Here is a 24,480-nt window from a genome sequence, read left to right on the forward strand (position 1 = left end):
CAGTCGGCCAAGATGTCAGCCCGTGGAGCGGTGTTCCGTTCCACGGGCCTTTTTTTGTTCGCGGATCAATGGCTCAAGGCTTTTTGCGGATCTCGATGTGGCGCCCGGCGCGTTCCGGGCGCGGCAATGAACGATGAGCTTCAGACAAGGCCGTCAAATTGGCCGTAATATCCTCCGGCCAGGGGGCAACCTTGCGGGCTTTCATGTCGACATGAAGACTGAGCTGCTCGGAGGTCGCCGACAGCCAGCCTTCTTCCGCATGGCGCAGTTCCTGATAGAAGTGGGCGCGCTTGGCGTCGAAGTCGACAAGCTGAAGTGTCGCGATCACCGGCATGCCGGCGCTGAGTTCGCGCACATAGCAGACGTGCACTTCCGCGGTGAAATACGATGCGTCGCGGGTCTTCACATAGTCGGGACCAAGGCCGAGGCGCAGAAAGACCTCGTCGACGGCAGTATCGAACAGAACGTTGTAATAGGCCATGTTCAGGTGGCCGTTGTAATCGATCCAGTCCTCCTTGACCGTCATGATTTCGCTTTCCACCGGCTTTGCGTCCCAAGTCACCTTTCCAATCCTCCTTGCGCCATTGTGTCCAACCCTGCGAGAAATGCCCATTAGGCTTTGACCTTTCGGGCCGGGGCTAACATATTCGGTTTTTTACCGCGCAGACAAAAGCGCGGCCCCAGGAGGAAAGAAAATGCCGGAACTGGCAAATGCGACCAATGAAGCGCAAGCTCTTGAAAAGAATAGCGGGATTGGCGCTGCCATCGAGAAGCTGACGGAGCTGTTCAAGGACCGTTGTTCCACATCCAGGGCCTTGCGGGAACAGCATGCCCACACCACTACCTGGCTGAAGAATCAGCCGCCAGACGCTGTCGTTTTCGTGGAGACGACCGAGGAAGTCGCCGAAGCGGTAAAGATCTGCGCTGCCTACAAGGTGCCGATGATCGCCTTCGGAACAGGATCATCGCTTGAAGGTCACGTGAATGCGCCGTTTGGCGGTATTTCAATCGATCTGTCACGCATGAACAACGTTCTGGAAGTCAACGCACAGGATCTCGACTGCCGTGTCGAGGCCGGGGTGACGCGCAAACAGCTCAACAGTTTCATTCGCGACACCGGCCTGTTCTTCCCGATTGATCCGGGTGCGGATGCAAGCATTGGCGGCATGGCGGCCACGCGTGCGTCGGGCACCAATGCGGTTCGCTACGGCACGATGAAGGACGCTGTTCTCGGTCTTACCGTTGTGACGGCGGACGGACGCATCATCAAGACGGGCGGCAGAGCGAAAAAGTCTTCGGCCGGCTATGATCTGACCCGGTTGTTTGTCGGCTCGGAAGGCACGCTTGGCATCATCACGGAGCTGACCATGCGCCTTAATGGACAGCCGGAGGCCATTTCCGGCGGTGTCTGCCCGTTCCCGGATGTCGCGTCGGCCTGCAACGCGGTGATCATGACCATCCAGATGGGGCTGCCTGTTGCCCGTATCGAACTCCTGGACGAAGTTCAGGTGCGCGGCTGCAACACCTATTCCAAGCTGGATCTGCCTGAAACGCCGACGCTTTTCCTGGAGTTTCATGGGTCTGAGGCTGGCGTTCAGGAGCAGTCCGAGACCTTTTCCGCCATCGCCGAAGAATTTGGCGGCGGGCCGTTCAAATGGGCGACGGGTGCTGAGGAACGGACGAAACTGTGGGCCGCACGCCATGACGCCTATTGGGCCGGCAAGTCGCTGAAGCCCGACGCGAGCATCATGGTAACGGACGTCTGCGTGCCGATTTCGCGCCTTGCCGACTGCGTCGCGGCCACGGCCGAGGACATCCGCAACGAAGGCTTGCTGGCGCCAATCGTCGGCCATGTCGGCGACGGCAACTTCCACGTCCAGATCCTTGTCGATCTGGAGGACCCGGACGAAAAGCAGCGGACAGAGGACTTTGTCGCACGGCTTTCACTGAGGGCGATCGACATGGGCGGCACCTGCACCGGCGAACATGGGGTCGGCCAGGGCAAGCAGAAATACATGGCCAGGGAACATGGCGAAGCGCTTGAGGTTATGCGCTCTGTCAAACAGGCGCTCGATCCTCACAATTTGATGAATCCCGGCAAGATCCTGCCGCAGTCATGATATTGTATCGAATCAGTTCAATAGGTTCGTTTTGCTTCGCCGGACGACGCGCTGCTGCGGTCCGGCTGGCGCCGGCAATCCTGTGTTTGCACTGCAGCAGGGATCGGCTACATCTATCCGGTACGATATCCGGTGACTTTGGAGAACAAGGAGACAAGGCCTGAACTCCGTCTACATCACGTTGGGTGTAACAGTCATTCTGGTGCTGGTGGCAGCGCTGGTCGGGCCGTTCTTTATCGACTGGACCGTTTACCGCTCGACTTTCGAAAGCTATGCGGAACGCGCGCTCGGGCATAAGGTGACTGTGCTGGGCGAGGCGGATCTGCGGCTTCTGCCTGCTCCGTCCATCAGTTTCTCCGACGTTCGCGTCGGCGGTGCGGAAGACCCGCTGCTGGTTGTGTCGCGGTTCGATATGCGTATCGAACTTCCGTCCCTTCTGAAGGGCGAGATTCGCGTTCTGGATATGGAACTCGACCGCCCGCATCTGGCGCTTTCGCTGGATGAGCAGGGCCGTCTGGACTGGCTGACCGCCATGACCTCAAACGGGGCCATCTCCAAACTGGCACCAGACGATCTGTCTTTCGAAAACGTCACGATCCGCGACGGCGCATTGACGATTGTCGATGCGCGGTCCGGGGAGATCAACAGGATCGATAACGGCAACCTTGTCGTCTCCGCACGGTCGCTTGCCGGGCCGTTCCGGGGTGCTGGAAGCCTCACGCTGAACGGAACGCCCTATACGGTCAGTCTGGCGACAGGTCGCGCTCAGGAAGATGCCGGACTGCGCGTGAAAGGCGACGTGACGCCAACCGACCGGCCTGTCAGTTTCTCCTTCGATGGCCACCTTCAGGTGGCCGATGCAGCCCCGGTCTTCGATGGCCGGTTCAACATCGCCTCGGTCGCGCTGGAAGAAAACGATCCGAACACGTGGCAGGCGGAAGGGCAGTTCACTGCCGATATCGCCGAGGTCGCCGTTCCTGAATTCGAATTCCGCTACGGACCTGAAGACCGGCGTTTGAGCATGACCGGCAATGCGGATCTGCTTTACGCAGGCGACAAACGGTTCGAGATCCGCGCGAAGTCGAAGCAGGTTGATCTGGACAGGTTGCTTGGTGGCGGGCCTCAGTCGCCAGTCGATATCAACGAGGCGGCAAAGCGGCTGATCGCGGCCCTTCGCGTCGTTCCGTTGCCGTCCATCGACGGCGCCATTTCCATGGACGTTCCGGCGCTGGTGGCCGGTGGCGGCATCATTCAGAATGTTCGTCTGGATCTTGAAACCACGCTGGGCGGCTGGCGCGTTGCGCGCCTTGCCGGACGCCTGCCGGGCCGCACGATGGTTGCAACCCAGGGCGATCTCGGTCTGGAGCCGTCTCTGACCTATCGCGGTGCGGTGTCGATCAACTCCGAGCAGCCAGGATCGCTGCTGAGTTGGTGGCGGAAGAAGGACAGTGGTGCCGGCACAATCGAGCCGGTGACCCTGGAAGGCCGCCTGAACCTGGTGCAAGACGGAGCGGCTCTGGACAATCTGCGGCTGACCATTGCCGGGTCCGAAGCCCGTGGCGGTCTGGCTTACCGTATTCCTCGAAGCGGCAACTCGGAATTCTCTCTGTCTCTGGAGGCTGACCGGCTCGATCTGGACCAGATCGAAAACATGGCTGCGCTGCTTCACCCCCAGGCGGGGGCGGCGGGTGACCCGCAAGATCCCAAGGGTCTCGACGTTTCCCTGCGTCTGCGTGCCAAACAGGTGGTGGCGCGCGGTGTCGAAGGCAAAGGTCTGGCGCTGGAAGCGGAATATTCGGACGGCGGCGTCCGGATCGACAGGCTGTTTGCGGACGATCTCGCAGGCGCCCGGCTCGATGTCTCCGGCGATATCCGCAATCTTTTTTCTGCCCCTGAGGGGGCAGTCTCGGGAACGCTCGATGCCCGCGATCTGAGCGGCCTTGTGGCGCTGGCGGGGGGACTGTTTCCGGAAACCGTGTTCGCAGAGCGGCTGGAGCGTGCAGCCGCAAGTCTGGTGCCTGCCAAGTTCGATGCGGAGTTGAAGGCTGCCGCAGCGGGCGAGACAACAGACATGACGCTGCGCCTCGATGGCAGCGCGGGCGGGGCGGACACTGAAATCAATGCGGAACTCAAGGGGCGTGTCGATCAGTGGCACGATGCGGAAATTGCTGTTGGCGTCGAGTTGAACGGTCCGGACGGCGGCAGACTTCTGCAGCAGCTCGGTTTCGACGTCATTCCGCTGGAAGCTGCCGGCAGTGGCCATCTGGCGCTGAATGTTGCCGGCATTCCGGCCAAGGGCCTGACGACGCATCTTGCCACCGAAATCGGCGCATCAAAGGTCGACGCCACGGGCACCGTAACCCTGAAAAAGGATGAGGCGCCGGAATACCTGATGTCCGTGAATGCGGAGACCGCCGACCTTGGGCCGCTGGCCTTGATGGCCGGGCGGGTTCTGCCGATCATGAGCGGCACGATCCCGGCTGCGCTTTCGGTGGATCTGGAAGGTGTCGGCAGCTCACTGGCTGTCAGCAGGGCCGAAGGGGCGCTCGGGTCCACGTCCTTCGAGGGACGTCTTGAAGGCGACCTTGAACCGGCTCAGGGAGAACGCAACAGACGTTTTTCCGGCGAGATGATGGTGTCCGAGGCCGATCTGCGCACCATGACGGAACTCGTGCTTGGCCCGGACCAGTGGTTCTCGGCCGGCGATGGTTCCAGTATGTGGCCGACGACCCCGTTTGGCTCGCCGCTTCTGGATGGTCTTGACCTGACAGTGCAGCTCAAGGCAGACAGACTGCTGCTGGACGAGGAAACGGCAATCACCAGTCCCAGTGCCGAGCTTCGGCTGTCACCGAGCCTGTTCCGTCTGGACGGGCTGCACGGAGCCTTTGCCGGTGGCCAGCTTGACGGCAGTCTCTCGATCCGCCGAACGGAAGCTGAGGCAGCGGCCTCCGGCCGGGTCAAACTCGACAATGCCGACCTGAGGCAGGTGTCGTGGCGGCCGGACAACAGGGCGGTCGCCTCCGGAACGCTCGACCTTTTCCTGGAGTTCGAAGGGGCTGGGCGGTCGATTTCGGCGATCGTGAGCGGCCTCACCGGCGGTGGCACGTTCTCGATGGAAAACGGCGACTTCCGGGGCCTCAATCCGCAGGCCTTTCCGCTGGTGACCCGCGCTGTGGACGCGGGGCTGGACCTTCAGGACGACAAGATCCGCGATGTTTTCGTCAGCCACATGGCTGCGGGCAGCCTGCCGTTCAAGCGCGTTGACGGCACGTTGACAATGGTTGGCGGCCGGTTGAGTGCGCGCAATGTGGTGGTCGATGCAGAAAAGGCCGAGATTTTTGGCAGTGCCGAAGTGGACCTTGCCAACTACGACCTTGATGCGGATTTCTCCTTGAAGGTCGATCCGGGCGAGGATGCGGTGACGGGTGCTGAGCCGCAAGTCGGGCTGTTGTTCGAAGGGCCTGTGGAAGCACCGGAGCGCCGTATCGATATCGCACCTTTCACCGCCTATCTGACGTTGCGCGCCTTTGAGCGGGAAGTTGAGCGCGTTGAGAAACTGCAGGCGGAAATCCTGGAACGCGACCGTCTTGTGCGGGAGTTGAAAAACCAGCGAGAAGGCGAGGCCCGCCGGCAGCGTGAAGCGACACGTGCTGCAGAGGAAGAGCAGCTTCAACTGGAGCAGGGGCAGTCCGGAGACGGCAGCGAGCCTCAGGCAGATCCGGATAAGCAGGAAAATTCGGCCCTGCCACAGCAAACCGACTCAACGCCGCGCCGGGAAACCCGCGCCGCGCCCCCGCCAGCTCCAACTCTGGCACCGGCTCCAGCCGTTGCCGCAGCCCCCTTTGCCGATCGCATCCGTACCCTTCTGGAATCCCCGGACCTGGACGATCTGACAGCGCCGCCAAGTGATGTTCCGGCCGAAAAACCATCAAACGGCCTGCCGCCTCTGGACCCGCCCGTCTCGATTGAGGACCTCCTGACCCGCGACGTCGGCTCGCCGCTGGTCCTGCCCGGCGCGCAGTGATAGGCCTGTGCGACGAGCCTTCGCTCGTCGGTATCGGACAAGTGTTGCCTGAAGCCCTTGAACGGTCGTCAGAAAAGAAGCTGCCCTACCAACTCCAGCTTTCCAACAGTCTCCCCTCATCCTGAGCAAGCGCGAAGCGCTGTCTCGAAGGATGGGCTGCTTGCTCAAGAATGTGTCGTCATCCTTCGAGACGCACGCAAGCGCGCTCCTCAGGATGAGGGAGATGTGTGTTACTGAGGCGGCGAGAGGGGAGGCGGTCCGGGCAATTCCAACAGCGCTGTGTGCAGGCGAAAAGCAGGAGACCGGCAATCTGATTGCCAGCCGCTCATACCTTCGAAAGCTGTTCAGCTTCCTTTTGCACGCGTTTCAAGGCCCAGACCCTAACGGCCGAAGACAGCGGGTCTTCCGGATCGCGGTTGTCGTCGATCTCGGCGATCAGTCCTGCGAGGGACTTGTTTTCGGCATGAGCATGGGCATCGACCACGTCCCAGAATTCGGTTTCCAGCGCCAGGCTGGTGCGGTGGCCGTGAAGGGAGAGGGAGCGTTTGAGCAAAGCCATTGGCGATCAGTCGCCGTCGCCGGACGGGTCCAGGCCGGGCTTTTCTGCATTGGACTTTGAAGGGGCGGATGTTTCGGCTTCCGGGCCATGAGGCTCTTCCAGCAAATGCCCGTCGACATGAGCTTCCAGTGTCTCCCGGCGCTGGCGGGCAGCGTCGCGTTCAGCTTTGGACCGGCCATACTTGCGCCGATTGTCTTCGGCGGACTTGTCCTTGTCCTCACGCTTCTTTTGTTTGCGCGCCATGCGCAGATTGATGATCTCCGCGCTCATGGGAAAGGCTCCCGATTTCAGGTCTTCTTGCGGAAGGCGTCCAGGGAAACGACTTCGCCGCCACCGTCACTGTTTTCCGTGGCCTGAGCGGCAGGTTTGGATTTCTGTTCGCCGGAGGCTGCTTCCTGGTTGCCGGTGCCATCGTCCTGTTTGGCGTCGCTGCCTTCAAGCTCCTGCTCGGCCTTGGCAAGTTCTTCCACCGCTTCCAGCAGTTCTTCCGGCAATTCTTCCGCCGTCTTGCCTGGATCGAACTCCAGAGCGAACTGCACGGATGGATCGAAAAAGCCCTTGATGGCGGAGAAAGGCACCAGCAGCTTTTCCGGCACGCCGCCGAAGGACAGGCCAACTTCGAACGCATGTTCGCCGATGGCGAGATCCCAGAACTGATGTTGCAGTACGATGGTCATTTCCTGCGGGTAGCGCTCCTTGAGTCGCTGGGAAATGCGCACGCCCGGGGCATTGGTGTCGAACGCGATGTAGAAGTGGTGGTCTCCGGGCAGCCCGGTTCGACCGACTTCGGCAAGTATTTTCTTCACCGCTCCACGCAGCGCGTCCTGGATCAGAATATCGTATCGCAGAAGGTCTTCAGACATCAGGTTTCGTCGAATCTCGCTGGAAAAGTCCACTATCAGGAGCACATTGACGGTCCGAGATCAAAAAGAAAAGGCTCTTTTCCGAGTGAACCCAGATTAATGTGTGCAACCGGGCAATCACCGCCCGCAACTCCCGCAACCTATTTAGGACGTTTCAAATACATGGGAAGATCAAGTGGAGGCTTCTGTTGCCAGGTGCCTCCGAACCCCGCCCGTGAGTGCTACCTCAAAGGACTTAGTGGACTACCGGCGCAGCGTTACGCTGCGACAGCGTTGTCCATAGCATAGTTGTCATTTGCAACTATTAAGAGAGCCCGATAACGGTGGTACAATGCCGAGCAAAAGCACAGTCTTTACGCCCTCGTCGATCCTATTTCGCCCCCGCCGAAACCCATGAAGTTTCTGAAGCTTAGCCTCATGGGCTTGGGTGGAGGCGCCGGGTACCGCCCCCGGGTCCGATAGGTTTATTTCACTGACCATTTATTGCCATAGCTGGCGAACCAGCAGTCCTGATATAAGGGCTTCGGTCTTGAATTGAAAGAGGCTTCTGGCAATCCGCGTCGTTTGCCGGCTTGGTTTGCGGCCGGTCTTCCACAGTACGCCCAAGTTGGGGAAAGTGCAGGGAAGGGGCTGTCTTTTCGGGAAAATCTGCCAAGTTACCCTCAAACTCCAGATCTCCCGACCGCGAAGGCTTCCGCCGTGCAGCAATATCTCGATCTCTTGTCAAAAATACTGGACGAAGGCGTTGACCGGGGCGACAGGACCGGAACGGGCACGCGCTCGATCTTCGGCCACCAGATGCGCTTCGATCTCTCAAAAGGCTTTCCCTGCACAACGACCAAGAAGCTGCACCTGAAGTCGATCATTCACGAGCTTTTGTGGTTTCTGGCTGGCGATACCAACATCCGGTATCTGAAGGAAAACGGCGTGAAGATCTGGGACGACTGGGCGGACGAGAAAGGCGAGCTCGGGCCGGTCTACGGTTACCAGTGGCGGTCCTGGCCTGCGCCGGACGGACGGTCCATCGACCAGATCGCCAATCTCCTCAAGATGATCCGGACAAATCCGGAAAGCCGGCGGCTGATCGTGTCGGCCTGGAACCCGGCGCTGGTCGACGAGATGGCCCTGCCGCCGTGCCATTCGCTGTTCCAGTTTTACGTGGCCAACGGCAAGCTCTCCTGCCAGCTTTACCAGCGCTCGGCGGACGTCTTCCTGGGCGTGCCTTTCAACATCGCCTCCTATGCGCTTTTGACCATGATGGTGGCGCAGGTGACCGGCCTGAAACCCGGTGACTTCGTGCACACCTTCGGCGATGCGCATCTTTATTCAAATCACTTCGACCAGGCCCGCGAACAGCTCAAGCGCTCGCCCCGGACCTTGCCGGAAATGAAGATCAATCCGGATGTTACGGATCTCTTTGCGTTCAAGTTCGAGGACTTCGAACTGACCGGCTACGATCCGCTTCCGCATATAGCGGCGCCGATCGCAGTCTGATCGAGAGAACCGGTCAGGCGACCTCGAACCAGGTCATCATGCCGGAGGCCGCATGTCCGAGCATGTGGCAATGGATCAGCCATTTTCCCGGATTGTCTGCAACAAAGGCGATCTTGACCGTCTCGCGCGGTTGGCTGGTAAAGGTGTCACGCCAGTCAGCGTGTTCCAGTGTCGTGCCATTGCGCTCAATCACCCGGAAATGGTGACCATGCAGGTGGATTGCATGGGGGAAGGCCGTGTCGTTCCGGCTTTCCAGAAGGATCGTGTCGCCACGCTTTGCGGAAAACATCGGATCGCCTTCCATCCCCGCGACGCCATTGAAGGCCCAGAAGAGACCTTCGGACATCATCTGGCGCATGTCCATCTGGGTGCCGTTTTTCATCATTGACTGCATGCCGCCCATGGCGCCACCCGCCATCACCAGTGGCAGTTTTCGTGGGGAACCCAGATCGGGTTCCGGCAGCCGGTTGGGTGGTGGCAGCACCAGCGGCAGATCTTTGCTTTCGGTTTCCGAAATCACGAAATTGGCAAAGGTGAAGGGTTTGCCGGTCATCATCTCGAACGGCAGCTTGCCGGTTTCCTGAGGACGCAGCACCAGATCCATGCGCTGCGCCGGGGCCAGTTGCACGGTTCCCTCGACATCCCGCACTGTCTCAAAGGTTTGTCCGTCCAGCCCAATCAGCCTGGCGCCGAACCGTGCCGGGGCAAGATCGAGAATGCGTGCGCTCGAGGCATTGATCAGCCGCAGCCGGTGCCACCGATCCTTTTTCAACGCAATGTCCGGCATCGAAACGCCGTTGATGGTCAGCCAGTTGCCCAGCCGTCCGGCATGGGCGAAATCGTGCATGGCACCAAAGCTGGCGGTATCCAGAACGCCGTTTTCGTCCAGACGCCAATCGCTGAGGATGAGCGTGATGTCGCAGTCCGGATCAAAGGACGGCGCTTCATCCTCGACGATCAGGGCGCCAGAGAGGCCGCGGGGCACCTGGTTCCAGCTCATGTTGTGGGCGTGGTACCAGAAGGTGCCTGCATCCGGCACAACAAAGTCGTAGTTGAAGCTTTCTCCGGGGGCGACAGGGGGCTGGGTCAGCCCGGCAACACCGTCCATGGCATTGTCAATGCGGATACCGTGCCAGTGGACCGAGGTCGGTTCGTCCAGGTTGTTTGTGAAGCGCACTCTGACACGTTCGCCGCGTTTGACCCGGATCTGCGGTCCGGGCAGGCGATCATTGTAGAGCCAAAGGTCGGAGAGACCGCCGTCCTTGCCATAGAGACGGGCCTGTCCCTTGGCTGCGGTGAGGTCGAAAAGACCCGCTTCGGTTTTTGCCAGAGCGAAGACGGGCGACACGGCAGCCATGCATCCGGCTGCGGAGGCTTTCAAGAACGAACGGCGATCCATCGGCCACCTTCCTCAAGCTGAGTTTCTTCATTGGAATATGGTGGTTCCAGTTAGGGGAAGGTCAAGCACCGTTCCAAGAAGAAAACACGTCAAATAGTGCTCGCATTTGTTGAAGAAACTACCGACATTTCCTCCCGGTTTTGCCAAAAGAGGTCCGCTCATGAATTCCAGCGCCGGTCTGTCGCTTTCACCCCACGCAGTAACAGCTGAACGCCGTGGGTTCGACACCGCCATGGGGCGCAAGCTTTGCGCCGGTGTGGAGGCAGGCTTGCTGCCGCATCTTCATGCCGTGCTTGCGGAGCGGGGTGGTGAAACGGTTCTGGAAAGCTATGGCACGGGGCCGGACGAAAACTGGGGCCGCCCGATCGGGGACGTGACGTTCGGTGCCGAAACCCTTCACGACCTGCGCTCGGTCACCAAGTCCATCGTCAGCCTGCTTTATGGCATCGCGCTGGAGCGGGGGGAGGTGCCGACACTGGATACGCCGATCCTGGAGCTCTTTCCTGAATATGCGGATCTTGCCGGAGATCCGAAACGCAGGGAGCGGACCATAGAGCACGCTTTGACCATGTCGCTCGGCATGGAGTGGGACGAGACCCGGCCGTACACCGATCCGGAAAACAGCGAGGTCGCCATGGAAATGGCCCCGGACAGATATCGCTACATTCTGGAGCGGCCGTTGGTGGAGGACCCGGGCCGGCGCTGGATCTACAGCGGCGGGGCGACCGCCCTTGTGGGCGAGATCCTGCAACGGGGCACGCGGCAGAAGCTTGCCGACTATGCGAGGGACCGTTTGTTCGCTCCGCTCGGTATAACGCAGTTCGATTGGTCTATCGGCCGGGATGGAACCCATTCGCCGGCGTCCGGGCTGAGGCTCAGCGCCCCAGACCTGCTCAAGATCGGACGTCTGGTCCTCAACAATGGCATCTGGGAAGGCAAGCAGATCATTCCCGAGGCCTGGCTGCGGGCATCGCTGCAGCCGCTCATCGAAACAAGCGAGGGGCCAGGATACGGCTATTTCTGGTTCTGCGGTCAGGCACCGGTACCGGCACTTGGCGGGCCGACGCGCTGGTTCGCCGGCTTCGGCAATGGCGGTCAGCGGCTATGGCTGTGTCCCAAGGCCGATGTGGCAGCCGTCATCTACTCCGGAAACTATAATACCTGGACTGCCTGGATCCCGCCGACCCGGGTCTGGAGCGAGATCATTCTGGCCAATTTGCGGGAAGCTTAGCCTCGCCTGATAATCTCGAAACCAAGACGACCTCATCCTGAGGAGCGAGCCTGCTCGCGTCTCGAAGGATGGGCCCCAGGCGCAGAATATGCCGCCCATCCTTCGAGACAGCGCTGCGCGCTTCCTCAGGATGACGGGGAAGGAGGGGAGGTTGGGTTCAGCTCAGCGTGGTTGCACTGATCGTCCATGCGGGCGGAAGCTCGAAGGGCTTTCACCCCTGCCGATGCGCCTTGATCAAATCCCGGTACCACAGTGCGCTGTTCTTGAGCGTGCGAACCTGGGTGTCGTAATCCACGTGGACGACGCCGAAACGCATTCTGTAGCCTTCGGCCCACTCGAAATTGTCCATCAGGCTCCAGAGGAAATACCCTTTCACCGGCACCCCGGCCTCGCGCGCATCGGCGATGGCTCCGAAGTGTTTTTCCAGGTAGTCGATCCGGCGCTGGTCATTGATGACACCGTCCTGCGGCTCGTCATTGTAGCAGGCGCCATTTTCGGTGATGTAGCAGTCCGGCAGGGAATAGCGGCTGTTCACATCCTTCAGGAGATCCGACAGGCCCTTTTCATGGACTTCCCAGCCGATATCGGTCAGTTCCGGGCCGGGAACCGGCGGCACCGTCTCGGCCATCGGATAAACAGCGCCAGCATTGGTGTCTGCTTTCACCCGCAGCGGGGTGTAGTAGTTCAGACCCCACCAGTCGAGAGGCTGATGAATGGTCTTCAGATCACCGTCGCGAATGTCCATGTGTTGGCCGAAGGCGTCGAGCACTTCCGCCGGATAGCTTCCCTGGAACATCGGTTCAAAGAAAATGCCGTTGTTGAACTGGAAGGCCCGTTCTGCTGCTTCCCTGTCTCGGGGGGCGTCGCTGGCCGGATAAACGGAATGCGCGTTGATGACGATGCCCATCGGCAGATCCGGTTTCACCGAGCGGGCAGCCTGCACACCAAGGCCATGCGCCAGGTTCAGCGTGTGCACGCTGGCCGCGAAGGCTTCGACGCTTTTTTCGCCGGGGGCATGAATGCCGTAAAGGTGGCTGAGATGGCAGATGCACCAGGGCTCGTTGATCGTTGCCAGGGCGTCCATACGGTCGCCAAGCCGTCTGACGACAACTTCAACATAGTCCGCAAAGGCTTCCGCGGTGCTGCGGGCCGTCCAGCCGCCGTCGCCCGCCAGGGTCAGCGGCAGGTCCCAGTGGTAAAGGGTCGGATAGACCTTCAGGCCGCGTGCAACCATGCCATCGATCAGCCGGTCATAGAAGTCGAGGCCCTTATCGTTCACCGGGCCACGGCCATCCGGAAGTATGCGCGGCCAGGCGATGGAAAAGCGGTAGGCGTCGACACCGAGTGACTTGATCAGATCGAGATCACTTTCCCAAAGATGATAGTGGTCGCAGGCCGTATCGCCCGAATGCTGCTGGTAAACGCGCCCCGGCATCTTGGAAAAGGCATCCCAGATGCAGGGCTTGCGGCCGTCTTCGCGGGTTGCGCCTTCGATCTGATAGGCGGCGGTTGCAACGCCGAACAGGAAATCACCGGGAAAGCGGAGTGCGAGATCTTTGGGAGCTGCCATGGAAATTCATCTTGAGTGAGAACGCGACTGGGACGGTCATAGGTCTCAAAGCGCTTTGGATCAAGTGATTTCATCATCCATTGCTGATCTTGCTTTCCGTCCTGTTCGTCAGCTTGGCGCGCCGTGAAGGCTCATCAGCCAGTACCAGAACGGCAGGGCCGGTTCGATGGCCCGCGCAATTGCCTCATGGCCGTCCAGCCCCTGCACAGAGCCGGTATCCCGCAGATCGCGCCAGACGGCGAGGCCTTTGTGACGGGCGAGATCCTTGAGCGGATGATCGGCCGGGAAACCGCGCGCAGGTTTGGCAAGATCAGGCTTGGAGAGGTCAAAGCCGCTGTCCGTCAACTGGTCGATCAGGCGATGGATGTCCTCGCCCTCCTGTGTCTCGAGCCTCTGGAGGTAGGTCCCGAGCATCGGTTTTGAAAATTGCATGCAGCCTGTGCCGGTTCGCACGTGATCGCTTTCCACGGACAGAAAGAAGCTCGGCGGCTGTGCGTCCTTGCCCTGGAAGGCTGCTCCCTTCGGCCAGAAGGCCATGCGGATATGGGTGTTGTAGGGTGTCTTGTCCTTGGAAAAACGCAGATCCCGGTTCATGCGGAACTGCTTTGAGGTGAGGTCATGCTTGCTGAGCCGGGAGAGGCTTTCAGCAAGCCTGCCGCGAACCGCGTCGGCGGGCTCCTTGATGAAGCGCTGATAGTCGGCCTTGTGAGCCTCGAACCAGTCCCTTGTGTTGTTGGCAGCGAGTTCTTCCAGAAAGCGGAAGGTTTCGGGCCGGAAGCCGAAGGCGCTCATGTTGCTGCCTTTCCGGGGTTCGGTTTTTTGGGCTTTGCGGCCTTGGGTGGCAGACTGGCGGCATAGGATCTTGCCATGTCGATCCAGCTTTTCAGATCGTCGTCGTTTTCGATCCCTTCCGCGGCCACCCGGATGAAGCCGGGCATGAGCCGGTCACCTATCTGGCAGACGGAAGCAAAAGGCTTTGCAAGCGCGTCGGCCTGCTGCCCGGTGCCGACACGTGCCATCAGCCCGCGTCTGGAGACACATACCGTCATGTTGCCGTTGATCATGAAGCAGGTGGAGCCGAACATGCGTTTCTGTTCGACTTTGTCGTCCGGAATCAACGCTCGGGTGCGTTCGATCAGGACGGTTTCCATCAGGTCGGACATTGCCAGGGTCTCCTGGTTGCGTTGGTACAGTCTCCAGGACGTGTCAACGGGCCTTTATCCGACAGCCTGGACAGAAAAAATGTCTGGGGTTTTTCATGGCTCCCGTTTCCATGCTAGGAGGCCTTGATTGAATTGGAAATCGGATTCGGAGATGGCCTTGCCGGAACTTGTCATGATTGCCGCCGTTGCGCGAAACGGGATCATCGGGGCCGACAATGACATGCCCTGGCGGTTGTCGTCGGATCTGAAGAATTTCAAGCGCATCACACTCGGGAAACCGGTGTTCATGGGCCGCAAGACATTTCTGTCCTTTGGCGGAAAGCCCTTGCCGGGGCGTCCGAATGTGGTCGTTTCCAGAGATCCGGATTATGCCCCGGAAGGGGCGGAGGCGGTGACGTCCTTCGAAGGTGCGCTGAAGCGTGCGCAGGAACTGGCAAAAGATCTTGGTGTCGACCAGGTGGTGTGCATCGGCGGGGGGCAGCTCTATGCACAGGCAATCGGCCGCGCCGACCGCCTGGAGATCACAGAGGTGGATGCCGATCCGGCAGGCGATACCCGTTTTCCGGACATCGACCCGGCCGTCTGGCAGGAAGTTCGGCGGGAGCCGGGCGTGCGCACCGAACGCGACAGCACCGATTTCACCTTCGTTACCTATTGCCGCAAGGCGTAAGACACACCGGACGAGATGACATGGGCTTACCCGCCACCCAGACGGCCAGATGGTCCACTTTTCATGAACTCAGCCTCGACGAGCTTTATGAACTGCTCAGACTGCGCCAGAACGTCTTCATTCTGGAACAGGCGTCCTTTTATGCGGACATCGACGGCAAGGACCAGGCTGCCCTGCATTATCTGATGCGCGAGGGGGAGACCGGCCCGCTTCTGGGTGCAATTCGTCTTTTTGCAGAGCCGGAAAACCTAAGCGCCCGTATCGGCAGGGTGGTCATCGCTAAAGAGGGGAGAGGCTCCGGTCTTGGCCGTCTCATGATGCAGGCCGGTATCGACAAGGCCGAAGCCATGGTTCCGGGCTGTACAATTCATCTCTCTGCACAGTCCTATTTGGAGGCCTTTTACAGGTCTCTGGGGTTTGAGTCCGTGTCCGAGGAATATATCGAGGACGGTATTCCTCATGTCGATATGATCCGTTCTGCCAAGCCGATCTGACGGTGCCGTCAGGGTGTAAAGTCACGTTAGGTGCGGCCAATTGGTGCGCCAATCTTGACAGACCACCCTGCTGCCACCACCTGCGGCACGGGAACACGCAGGTTCCGGGAGGTTTAAGGCCGGTCTTTCCGTTGAAAGCGCATGGTAACCTCCCTATAACCAACGGTGAGTCAGAACGGGTGAAAATCCCTGTCCGGTACAACCTGCCGGACGACAAAGAAGGAAGTTTTGATGCCTTGGAGCAATCAGTCAGGTGGCGGTGGCCCCTGGAAAGGTGGCGGAAACAATGGCGGCCCTTGGGGTAGCGGCGGTGGCGGCAACAACAATGGCCCATGGGGCGGAGGCCCCAACCGCGGCGGAAGCAATCCGCCGGATCTTGAAGAGCTTCTGAAACGTACCCAGGACCGCATGCGCAACGTCCTTCCGGGCGGTGGCGGCGGTGGGCTTGGTTTCATCGGCGGCGGGATCGTGGTCGGTGTGGCCCTCATCGTATGGCTGGCCTTCGGCTTTTATGTTGTTGACGAAGGCGAGGTCGGTGTCGAGCTGGTGTTCGGCAAGGTCGAGGACCAGACACCTCCGGGCCTGAACTACAACTGGCCCTATCCGGTTGGTGAGGTTTACACGCCCAAGGTCGAACTGCAGCGTGAAACGACAGTCGGTACCGAAGAAAGCGTCAGCAGCTCCGGCGTCGTGCGGGCACGCGATGTTCAGGAAGAAAGCCTGATGCTGACCGGTGACGAAAACATCGTCGACGTTGGCTTCAAGGTGCTGTGGCGTATCCGGAACACCAATGAAGGTATTTCCGACTACCTGTTCAATATCCAGGATCCGCAAGCAACCGTGAAGGCCGTGGCCGAAAGCGCTATGCGTGAGGTTGTCGGCGGCTCTAAGATCGATTCCATCCTGACGGAAAATCGCGTTTCCATCCAGAATGACGTTGCCAGCCTGATGCAGAAGACGCTCGACAGCTATCAGTCGGGCATCGAGATCGGCGAAGTGCAGATGCAGCGGGTTGACCCGCCTGCGCAGGTCATTGACGCCTTCCGCGATGTGCAGGCTGCACGCGCCGATGAAGAGCGCATCAGCAACGAGGCCAAAGCCTACGCCAACCGCGTGGTGCCGGAAGCCCGTGGTGAAGCTGCACGTGTGCAGGAAGCGGCAAACGCCTACAAGGACCAGACCATTGCCGAGGCAACCGGTCAGTCCCAGCGTTTCACGAAGATCTATGAACAGTACAAGAAGGCTCCGGGCGTAACCCGCGAGCGTCTGTATCTCGAAACCCTGGAAAAAGTTTTGGGCTCGAACAACAAGATCATCATCGACAATGATACGACAGGCTCCGGCGTATTGCCGTACCTGCCGCTGAATGACCTGAACGGGCGTCAGACCGCCCCTGCACAGCGCGCGGGAGGCAACTGATCATGCGTAGTGGTATTTTTGCAATCGTCCTGCTGATCGCAGCAGTCGTCGGGTATCTCTCGGTCTTCATCGTCAATCCGACCCAGCAGGCGCTTGTCCTGCGGTTCGGCAAGATCGTCGAAGAGCCGAAGAAGGACCCGGGCATTTACTTCAAGGTCCCGTTCCTGGAGAACGTCGTCTATTTCGACAAGCGTATCCTGAACCTGAACATGCCGCCGCTTGAGCCGATCACTTCGGACAAGAAGCGTCTGATCGTGGATGCGTTCGCGCGTTACGAGATTTCCAATCCGGTGCTCTTCTATCAGCGTGTGCAGAACATCCAGACCGCCAACCGGCGCCTGTCGACGTTCCTGCAATCCTCGCTGAGGTCCGAAGTTGGCCGCACCAGCTTCGTTGCGCTTGTGCGCGACGACCGTACCGGTGTCATGGAAAACATCCGCCGCGATATCGATGCCAATGCCGAACAGCTCGGCATCAAGGTGATCGACGTCAAGATCCGCCGTGCGGATCTGCCGGATGCCAACTCGCAAGCGATTTACGCCCGCATGCAGACGGAACGTCAGCAGGAAGCAACGGAAATCCGCGCACAGGGTGAAGAAGCTGCCCGCAGGATTCGGTCCCGTGCCGATCGTGACGCAACCGTTCTGGTTGCTGAAGCGCGACGGGATGCGGAAATCGAACGTGGTACGGGCGATGCTGAACGAAACAGGATTTTTGCCGAAGCATTCGGTGCGGATCCGGAGTTCTTCGCCTTCTACCGGTCCATGCAGGCGTACGAAGCCGGATTGCGCTCCGGTGACACCAGCCTGGTCCTGTCGCCTGATTCAAGCTTCTTCCGCTTCTTCAAGGACCCGTCCGGTATCTTGCCGGCTCCGGGCTCCAACGGGAACGGTAGCCAGGGCGTATCCGACCGGAACCCGTCGCTCGCCGCACAATGAGCGATCTGGGAACGGCGCTTGCCCTGGTGCTGGTGCTTGAAGGTATTCTCTACGCGCTTGTGCCCGGTGGCATGAAGTCCATGATGCGCAGCGCGCTGGAGACACCGGACCAGACCTTGCGGGTCACGGGCCTTATCGTGGCGATTATCGGCGTATTTCTTGTGTGGATCATTCGCGGATAACGAAAAGTTTTCGGGCGGGAGGCGCAAAATCTTCCCGCCCGTTCTATATTCTGAACCATGGACTTGAATAAACCCGTCGACTGTCAGCGCTCTGACTGCAGTCCAAACGTCCGGGATGAGGAGAAAGCCCTATGGCTCCACAAAGTATTCGCCGTCGGATGACCAGGATTGCCGCTGCTGCGGCTGGTATCTTTATCGGCGGAATGGCAGCTTTTCAGCCTATCGAGGCAGCATACGCGCAAGGACCTGTGTCCGTTGCGGATCTGGCGGAAGGCCTTGGGGATGCAGTGGTGAATATTTCCACCGCTCAAACCGTTCAGGGTCACCGCTCCGTACCGATGCCGCAGGTTCCGGAAGGTTCGCCCTTCCAGGAGTTTTTTGAAGAATTCTTCAACCGTCAGAACCGGGACGACGACCAGCCACGACGTGTTCAGTCGCTCGGCTCGGGTTTTGTTATCGACGGTAAAGACGGCATCATCATCACCAACAATCACGTGATCGAGGGTGCGGACGAAATCACCGCCAACTTCAATGATGGCACCAAGCTGAAGGCGACGCTGCTTGGCACCGACGAGAAAACCGACCTCGCAGTGCTGAAGGTGGAGCCGACCAAACCGCTCAAGGATGTCAAATTCGGCGATAGTGAAGCCATTCGCGTGGGCGACTGGGTGATGGCAATCGGCAACCCGTTCGGGCTTGGCGGCACAGTGACCGTCGGCATCGTCTCGGCGCGAAATCGCGACATCAACTCCGGTCCCTATGACAACTTCATTCAGACCGATGCATCGATCAACCGCGGGAACTCGGGCGGACCGCTGTTCGATATGGAAGGCAACGTGATTGGCATCAACACTGCCATCATCTCGCCCTCCGGCGGTTCCATCGGCATCGGCTTTGCGATCCCGGCCAACACTGCCATGAACGTGATCGATCAGCTGCGCAAGTTCGGCGAAACCCGCCGCGGCTGGCTGGGCGTGCGCATTCAGGAAGTCACGGACGAGATTGCGGACAGCCTGGCAATGGACAAGGCCATGGGCGCGCTGGTTGCCGGTGTGACCGATGACGGTCCGGCCGCCAAGGCGAAGATCGAGCCGGGTGACGTGATCATCAAGTTCGACGGCGAGGAAGTCGACACAATGCGCGAACTGCCACGCATGGTGGCAGAGACCGAAATCGGCAAGGAAGTTGACGTTACCGTGCTGCGCAAGGGTGAGGAAGTCACCATCAGCGTGATCCTCGAGCAGCTTGTCGAGACCGAGGTCGCCGAAGCCAGCGCAACCGAGGAAGAACAGCCTGCCGAAGAGCCGGTCGAAAAGAGCGAAGTGCTCGGCATGTCGCTGGCTGTTCTGGACGACGCGCTGCGCAAGCAGTTCTCCATCGACGGAGACGTCAGCGGTGTTGTGGTCACGGAAGTCAAGCCGGGCTCGTCTGCCGAAGAAAAGCGGGTGATGGCCGGCGACGTTATCAAGGAAGTCGCTCAGGAAACGGTTGAGACGCCGGAAGACGTCATGGCCGAGGTCGACAAACTGAAAAAGGACAGCCGCCGCTCGGCCCTGCTTCTGCTGGCCAATCCGACAGGCGATGTCCGCTTCGTTCCGGTGCGGATCGAGGATAACTGATCCTGCCGAACGCTGGAACGTGAATAAAAAGGGCGCCGCGTGGCGCCCTTTTTTGTCCGTGTGCGGACTTGCACGCTCTTCCTTATGACGGACGGAGGACTGTATCGAACGGGCGAGAAGGGGGGGCGGAGCAAGGGGCCCATCCTTCGAGACAGCGCTCCGCGCTTCCTCAGGATGAGGTTTGTGGACTTGGGTTGTTCCCGGAGAGGAAACAAGTCACTCCGAAGCGCATTTTACCCGCTCCCAACATGCTCTTCCGTATCCTCATGACGGACGGTGGACTGTAGCGAACTGGCGAGAAGGGGGTATTGGAGCAAGGTGCCCATCCTTCGAGACAGCGCTTCGCGCTTCCTCAGGATGAGGTTTGTGGACTTGGGTTGTTCCCGGAGAGGAAGCAAGTCACTCCGAAGCGCATTTTACCCGCTCCCAACATGCTCTTCCGCATCCTCATGACGGACGGTGGACTGTTTCGAGCGGGCGAGAAGGGTGCATTGGAGCAAGGGGCCTATCCTTCGAGACAGCGCTTCGCGCTTCCTCAGGAAGAGGTTGAGGGGAAGATCGTTGGGGGAAAGAGCGTGGGGCGTGGGTTTTTAGCGTAGATGTGGCGGCCGGAAATGCCGTGAGAAGCAGCCAGACTGGACAGCAGGCAAAACCTCTCTGAAGCTCAATTCGGGCCCCTCAACATACTCTCCCTCATCCTGAGGAAGGCCGCAGGCCTGTCTCGAAGGATGGGCTGCAAACGCCGGACGAGGAGAGGAAGCTCCAGAGGAGCCAGGGGAGCCCGCCCGTCGTAAGAGGGGACTGCAACCGATCAGATCAGGATTGCAGTGCCCTTAACCGTCAGCTCAGAACGAAATCGCTCTCCGCGTAGCCTTGCAGGTAGAGCAGGGCTGTGAGGTCGCCGTGGTCGATGCGGAAGTCGGCGGCGGCGGCGACAGCCGGTTTGGCGCGGTAGGCAACGCCGGCTCCGGAGCGTTCGATCATGGCAAGGTCGTTGGCGCCATCGCCAACGGCAAGCGTGTCGGTGAAATCAAGACCGCGTTCTGCGACCAGATATTCCAGGCGTGTGCGCTTGGCTTCGCGGCCGAGAATCGGTTCACCGACCTTGCCCGACAGTTTGCCGTCTTCTTCCAGCAGCGTGTTGGCCTGGTTTTCGTCAAAGCCGATCAATGTGGCAACTGCGGAGGTGAAATGGGTGAAGCCGCCAGAAACAAGGGCGCAGTAAGCGCCATTTGCCTTCATGGTCTGGACCAGCGTGCGGCCGCCGGGCATCAGCTGGATGCGTTTGCTGAGCACGGTCTCGATGGCCGAGACAGGCAGTCCGGCCAGAAGGCCGACACGTTCACGCAGGGCGGGTTCAAAATCGATCTCGCCGCGCATCGCCCGTTCGGTAATCTCCGAAATGCGGTCCTTGAGGCCGAGTTCGGCCGCCAGTTCATCGATGCATTCCTGGCGGATCATGGTGGAATCCATATCCGCGATCAGCAGGTGCTTGCGGCGGCCGGTTTCCTTCTGCACAAAGACGTCGACAGGAGCTCGGCCGATGACTTCGCGCAAGATTGCGTCCGCGGCACTTGCATCGAGGCCCTCAAAGCGGATATCCGCTGCGACACCCGCAGAAAGACGTGTCGCGGTTCCGGTAACGCCGAGTGCGTCGGATGCCTGCAAGACCAGATCCTCGTCGACTGCCGGTGCAGTAGGAGTGGACACCAAAGTGGCAACAAAAGACATGGACGGTTCCCTGAACGACGAAGACGATACGCCCGCGACTGCCAGGCGCGCCATTCTGATAGCCGGGCCGACAGCCAGCGGCAAGTCCGCTTTGGCGTTGTCGCTGGCCAAAAGGCTGAATGGTGTCATCATCAACGCAGATTCCATGCAGCTCTACGAAGACTTGCGGCTGGTAAGCGCACGCCCGAGCGCTGCCGAAGAGGCTGAAGTGCCCCACCGGCTCTACGGGGTGCTGCCTGCTTCGACCGCCTTTTCGACGGGCGCCTGGCTGCGCCTGGCAGAGCAGGAACTGGGGGCTGCCTGGGCAAGTGGCCAGATGCCAATTCTCGTCGGTGGTACGGGGCTCTATTTCAAGGGCCTGACAGAAGGCTTCGCGGAGATGCCGGATATACCACAGGAGATCCGCAACCGGGCGCGAGCCATTGCCGACGACGAGGGCGTGGAAGGGCTGAAGCAGCGGCTGATTTCCGAAGGCGATCCGGCATCCGCGGAGACACTGGCCGATCCGCAACGCCTTGCCCGTTCCCTGGAAGTGCTGCTGGCGACGGGACGCTCTCTGAAGGCCTGGCAACAGGAGGCTCAGTCGTCACCGCTTCTTGCACCGCAGGCGTGCCACAGGATCGTTCTGGCGCCACCGCGGCCCTGGCTGCACGAACGTATCGAGCAACGGGCAAGGTTGATGGTCAGCGAGGAAGGGTTGCGGGAAGTCCGGGAACTGCTTGCGAAGGACCTATCGGAAAAGTTGCCGGCCATGCGGGCAATCGGCGTGCCGGAACTCGGTGGCTATCTTGCCGGTGAGAGCGATTGTGCCGAAACGATCCACAGGCTGACTGTTGCAACGCGTCAATACGCCAAGCGTCAGGAAACCTGGTTTCGCAACCAGATGACCGATTGGCAACGGGTTGATCCTTCAAACCGAATCGAGATGGAAGCCCTTCTGCGAACGAATTGACGGTTCATAGTCAACTTCTGATGTGTGCGGTGCAGCAGTGGGTTGAGCGTAACTTGTTGGTATTGCGAATGTATTTTTTCCAAAATCCACCTTATACTTTGGTCTGCCATGGCATTGGCACAATTCAGGGTTACAAGGCGCTCATGCTTTCAGTAGCGGGATTTACTGCTACGCGCACAGCCTGACAAAATCCTAGACCGGGAGGACACGGTGCAGACGATCATACTCGAATGCGGTTTAGTAAGGCTCGTTCCCTTCACGCCAACCGATATTGATCTCGTCAAGGATCTCCACTCTGACCTTTATGGTAACCGGTGCACGGAATATTCCACCAACTGCACCGTTGTTGATGCAGCAGAACTGGTGAGGTCTGCCCAGCAGACTCAGGATGATCTTGGGTTTGCCAAATGGAAGGCGGTCGCTTCAGATGGTGCGTTTCTCGGCTGGGCCGGGTTTACGCCGGTCAGCGAAACTTCCGAGATCAGTCTGAACTATTGCCTGCGTCTCGATTTGCTGGACGAGGATCCGGATCTTCCCAAGCGTCTTTGCGCCGCGCTGACGGACTGGTTCTTCGAAAACACCTATTTTTCCCATCTGGTCGCGGTGGTGCGCACTGATAACCGGAAAATGCGCGAAGTGGTCAAGAGCAATGGGTTCAATCACCGCGAAAGCAAAGTGATCGAAGGCATGCAGGCGGATGTGTTTCAACTGCTGAGCCCGTCCATGCAGTCCTATCTGATGAGCGCTTAGGGCTTTTCCAGGGTTTGACCGACATCGGAAAATTTGGGTGGACCGTGTATTTCACGGTCCTTTTTGTTGAAAGAATTCCGTTTTGGAAACACCCATTCTGACAACCGGCCGGCTGCGCTTGCTGCCCTTTACTGAAGATGATTTTGCTCTGCTGCAGGATCTGCATTCAGATCCGGAGGTGAACCGGTACCTGTCGCCGGGACCCGCCATCATGGACCCGGAAGAAGTACGGCGTCGGCTTGCCAATTATATCGGCGACCACCGCCTGACCGGGATATCCAAATGGAAGCTGGAGACGCTTGACGGGACTTTCATCGGCCGGGCAGGGTTTTCTTTCAAACGCGATCCGGGTGGGTACGAACTCGGCTACAGCCTGAAGCGGTCCGCCTGGGGGCAGGGGTATGCGAGTGAAATCGCGCAGGCCCTTGTCGGTTGGTTCTTCGACACGCTGCCCTACGATCATCTGCTTGCCTATTCGGTTGCAGACCATGAGGCATCGCAGAAGGTGATGCGCAAGGCAGGACTGCATTTCTGGCAGGACCTTGAACAGCATGGGCTGACCTGCCGGTTCTACCGGATTACGCGCCAGCAATATCTACAGTCATTGGATCAGTTGGCAGCGGGCTGATAGCCAGGGCTTCGGCCAGTTTTCAGGCACCCGCAGCAACGTGCAACGCCGCAGGCAGGGCGGCAGCCGTCACCGTTTCGGCAAGCGCCTCATTCGACATGGCCCGTGCGGTGGTCAGTCCTCCGATCAGGATGATGAGAAAGGCCCAGGCTCGGTCCTGCCTATCTGACGGACTCCCCCCCTTCAGACCGTCGGCGATCAGGGCGGCGATGGTCCTCATCTTGCTGTCGTAGAGGTGTCGTGTTTCGGGTTTGGCGCGCGCGACGTCGGGCGACAGCGCGGTCATGGCGCAACCGCAGGCGCGGTCCTTTCGGTGCGGGCTGCCAAGATAGTATCCCGCAAAGGCCTCGATCCATTTGTCGCCATAGCGGTCTCTGTAGTCCGGAATGGTGGTGATCACCTCATCCAGGCCCAGTTCCAGCGCTGCGTGAAAGGCGCCGTCCTTGGAGCCGAGGTGGGCGTAAAATGCGCCAGAGGTGGCACCGGCCGCCTTGGCTATCGCGTCGACACCAACCCCCGAAAAACCTTCGCTTCGGAAAGCCTGACTGGAAGCGGAAAGCAGAGCCTTCTGGGTTTCGGCCTTGCGAAGCTGTTGTTTTGCCATGAGGTACTCTCAAATAAAGAACGGTCGTTATATAAATATTGACATCATAACGATCGTTACATAAATAGGG

General features: G+C 59.7%; 23 protein-coding genes and 1 other RNA gene. 13 read left to right on the plus strand and 11 right to left on the minus strand.

The window, feature by feature from the left end:
- Window positions 1-73: 73 nt before the first annotated feature.
- The gene (locus FMN63_RS20690) at window positions 74-613 is read right to left on the minus strand and encodes a thioesterase family protein (RefSeq protein WP_148586055.1); all 540 of its coding nucleotides are present in this window, start codon (window positions 611-613) and stop codon (window positions 74-76) included.
- 82 nt (window positions 614-695) lie between these two features.
- Between FMN63_RS20690 and FMN63_RS20695 the strand changes: the two genes are divergently transcribed.
- Window positions 696-2,120 carry an FAD-binding oxidoreductase gene (locus FMN63_RS20695; RefSeq protein WP_148586056.1) on the plus strand — a complete coding sequence of 475 codons (1,425 nt, stop codon included), beginning with the start codon at window positions 696-698 and terminating at the stop codon, window positions 2,118-2,120.
- Window positions 2,121-2,301: 181 nt separating this feature from the next.
- Window positions 2,302-6,144 (plus strand): AsmA family protein, encoded by a 3,843-nt coding sequence (locus tag FMN63_RS20700; protein ID WP_148586057.1) that lies wholly within the window; start codon window positions 2,302-2,304, stop codon window positions 6,142-6,144.
- Window positions 6,145-6,469: 325 nt separating this feature from the next.
- Here the strand turns inward: FMN63_RS20700 and FMN63_RS20705 are convergent, their stop codons facing one another.
- From FMN63_RS20705 to ssrA, 4 genes are all read right to left on the minus strand, one after another.
- The gene (locus FMN63_RS20705; protein WP_148586058.1) at window positions 6,470-6,703 is read right to left on the minus strand and encodes a ribbon-helix-helix domain-containing protein; all 234 of its coding nucleotides are present in this window, start codon (window positions 6,701-6,703) and stop codon (window positions 6,470-6,472) included.
- A gap of 6 nt (window positions 6,704-6,709) precedes the next feature.
- Window positions 6,710-6,973 (minus strand): DUF4169 family protein, encoded by a 264-nt coding sequence (locus FMN63_RS20710; RefSeq protein ID WP_148586059.1) that lies wholly within the window; start codon window positions 6,971-6,973, stop codon window positions 6,710-6,712.
- Between the two features lie 17 nt (window positions 6,974-6,990).
- On the minus strand, window positions 6,991-7,566 hold the full coding sequence (locus tag FMN63_RS20715) for an SspB family protein (protein ID WP_148586060.1): 576 nt from the start codon (window positions 7,564-7,566) through the stop codon (window positions 6,991-6,993).
- Window positions 7,567-7,740: 174 nt separating this feature from the next.
- Window positions 7,741-8,110: a transfer-messenger RNA gene (ssrA, locus tag FMN63_RS20720) on the minus strand.
- A gap of 155 nt (window positions 8,111-8,265) precedes the next feature.
- On the opposite strand from ssrA, the gene FMN63_RS20725 reads away from it, so the two are divergent.
- Window positions 8,266-9,060 carry a thymidylate synthase gene (locus FMN63_RS20725; protein WP_148586061.1) on the plus strand — a complete coding sequence of 265 codons (795 nt, stop codon included), beginning with the start codon at window positions 8,266-8,268 and terminating at the stop codon, window positions 9,058-9,060.
- 13 nt (window positions 9,061-9,073) lie between these two features.
- Here FMN63_RS20725 and FMN63_RS20730 read toward each other — a convergent pair whose 3' ends face one another.
- Complete coding sequence (locus FMN63_RS20730; RefSeq protein ID WP_148586062.1) at window positions 9,074-10,459, minus strand: multicopper oxidase family protein; 1,386 nt, start codon at window positions 10,457-10,459, stop codon at window positions 9,074-9,076.
- A 160-nt stretch (window positions 10,460-10,619) separates the two neighbouring features.
- Here FMN63_RS20730 and FMN63_RS20735 point away from each other — a divergent pair, with 160 nt between their 5' ends.
- On the plus strand, window positions 10,620-11,690 hold the full coding sequence (locus FMN63_RS20735) for a serine hydrolase domain-containing protein (protein ID WP_148586063.1): 1,071 nt from the start codon (window positions 10,620-10,622) through the stop codon (window positions 11,688-11,690).
- 211 nt (window positions 11,691-11,901) lie between these two features.
- Here the strand turns inward: FMN63_RS20735 and FMN63_RS20740 are convergent, their stop codons facing one another.
- The 3 genes from FMN63_RS20740 to FMN63_RS20750 form a co-directional block, all read right to left on the minus strand.
- Window positions 11,902-13,260 (minus strand): GH1 family beta-glucosidase, encoded by a 1,359-nt coding sequence (locus tag FMN63_RS20740; protein ID WP_148586064.1) that lies wholly within the window; start codon window positions 13,258-13,260, stop codon window positions 11,902-11,904.
- Between the two features lie 108 nt (window positions 13,261-13,368).
- Window positions 13,369-14,052, minus strand: coding sequence for a TIGR02453 family protein (locus FMN63_RS20745; protein ID WP_148586065.1), 684 nt, complete (start codon window positions 14,050-14,052; stop codon window positions 13,369-13,371).
- Window positions 14,049-14,423: a TfoX/Sxy family protein gene (locus tag FMN63_RS20750; protein ID WP_148586066.1), complete on the minus strand. Its 375-nt coding sequence runs from the start codon at window positions 14,421-14,423 to the stop codon at window positions 14,049-14,051. Before FMN63_RS20750 ends, FMN63_RS20745 begins: the two co-directional genes overlap by 4 nt.
- 151 nt (window positions 14,424-14,574) lie before the next feature.
- Here FMN63_RS20750 and FMN63_RS20755 point away from each other — a divergent pair, with 151 nt between their 5' ends.
- From FMN63_RS20755 to FMN63_RS20780, 6 genes are all read left to right on the plus strand, one after another.
- Entirely contained in the window at window positions 14,575-15,093 is a 519-nt protein-coding gene (locus FMN63_RS20755) for a dihydrofolate reductase (RefSeq protein WP_148587276.1), read from the plus strand.
- 20 nt (window positions 15,094-15,113) lie between these two features.
- Complete coding sequence (locus tag FMN63_RS20760; protein ID WP_148586067.1) at window positions 15,114-15,587, plus strand: GNAT family N-acetyltransferase; 474 nt, start codon at window positions 15,114-15,116, stop codon at window positions 15,585-15,587.
- Between the two features lie 231 nt (window positions 15,588-15,818).
- Window positions 15,819-17,006 carry an FtsH protease activity modulator HflK gene (gene hflK / locus FMN63_RS20765; protein WP_148586068.1) on the plus strand — a complete coding sequence of 396 codons (1,188 nt, stop codon included), beginning with the start codon at window positions 15,819-15,821 and terminating at the stop codon, window positions 17,004-17,006.
- Window positions 17,007-17,008: 2 nt separating this feature from the next.
- On the plus strand, window positions 17,009-17,944 hold the full coding sequence (hflC, locus tag FMN63_RS20770; RefSeq protein WP_148586069.1) for a protease modulator HflC: 936 nt from the start codon (window positions 17,009-17,011) through the stop codon (window positions 17,942-17,944).
- Window positions 17,941-18,126 carry a DUF2065 domain-containing protein gene (locus FMN63_RS20775; RefSeq protein ID WP_148586070.1) on the plus strand — a complete coding sequence of 62 codons (186 nt, stop codon included), beginning with the start codon at window positions 17,941-17,943 and terminating at the stop codon, window positions 18,124-18,126. The genes hflC and FMN63_RS20775 overlap by 4 nt, the downstream gene beginning before the upstream one ends.
- A 131-nt stretch (window positions 18,127-18,257) precedes the next feature.
- Window positions 18,258-19,745: a DegQ family serine endoprotease gene (locus tag FMN63_RS20780; protein ID WP_209001256.1), complete on the plus strand. Its 1,488-nt coding sequence runs from the start codon at window positions 18,258-18,260 to the stop codon at window positions 19,743-19,745.
- 840 nt (window positions 19,746-20,585) lie between these two features.
- Here FMN63_RS20780 and serB read toward each other — a convergent pair.
- Window positions 20,586-21,476 (minus strand): phosphoserine phosphatase SerB, encoded by an 891-nt coding sequence (serB, locus tag FMN63_RS20785; protein WP_148586071.1) that lies wholly within the window; start codon window positions 21,474-21,476, stop codon window positions 20,586-20,588.
- On the opposite strand from serB, the gene miaA reads away from it, so the two are divergent.
- From miaA to FMN63_RS20800, 3 genes are all read left to right on the plus strand, one after another.
- Window positions 21,475-22,428, plus strand: a complete 954-nt coding sequence (miaA, locus tag FMN63_RS20790) for a tRNA (adenosine(37)-N6)-dimethylallyltransferase MiaA (RefSeq protein ID WP_148587278.1) — start codon at window positions 21,475-21,477, stop codon at window positions 22,426-22,428. The genes serB and miaA overlap by 2 nt on opposite strands.
- A gap of 210 nt (window positions 22,429-22,638) precedes the next feature.
- Window positions 22,639-23,178, plus strand: a complete 540-nt coding sequence (locus FMN63_RS20795) for a GNAT family N-acetyltransferase (RefSeq protein WP_148586072.1) — start codon at window positions 22,639-22,641, stop codon at window positions 23,176-23,178.
- 82 nt (window positions 23,179-23,260) lie between these two features.
- Window positions 23,261-23,806, plus strand: coding sequence for a GNAT family N-acetyltransferase (locus FMN63_RS20800; protein ID WP_148586073.1), 546 nt, complete (start codon window positions 23,261-23,263; stop codon window positions 23,804-23,806).
- A 22-nt stretch (window positions 23,807-23,828) separates the two neighbouring features.
- Here the strand turns inward: FMN63_RS20800 and FMN63_RS20805 are convergent, their stop codons facing one another.
- A complete protein-coding gene (locus FMN63_RS20805) occupies window positions 23,829-24,410 on the minus strand; it encodes a TetR/AcrR family transcriptional regulator (protein ID WP_148586074.1) in 582 nt (193 codons plus the stop codon).
- Between the last annotated feature and the right edge of the window lie 70 nt (window positions 24,411-24,480).

It is taken from the genome of Stappia sp. BW2 (assembly GCF_008107695.1).
GTDB lineage: Bacteria > Pseudomonadota > Alphaproteobacteria > Rhizobiales > Stappiaceae > Roseibium.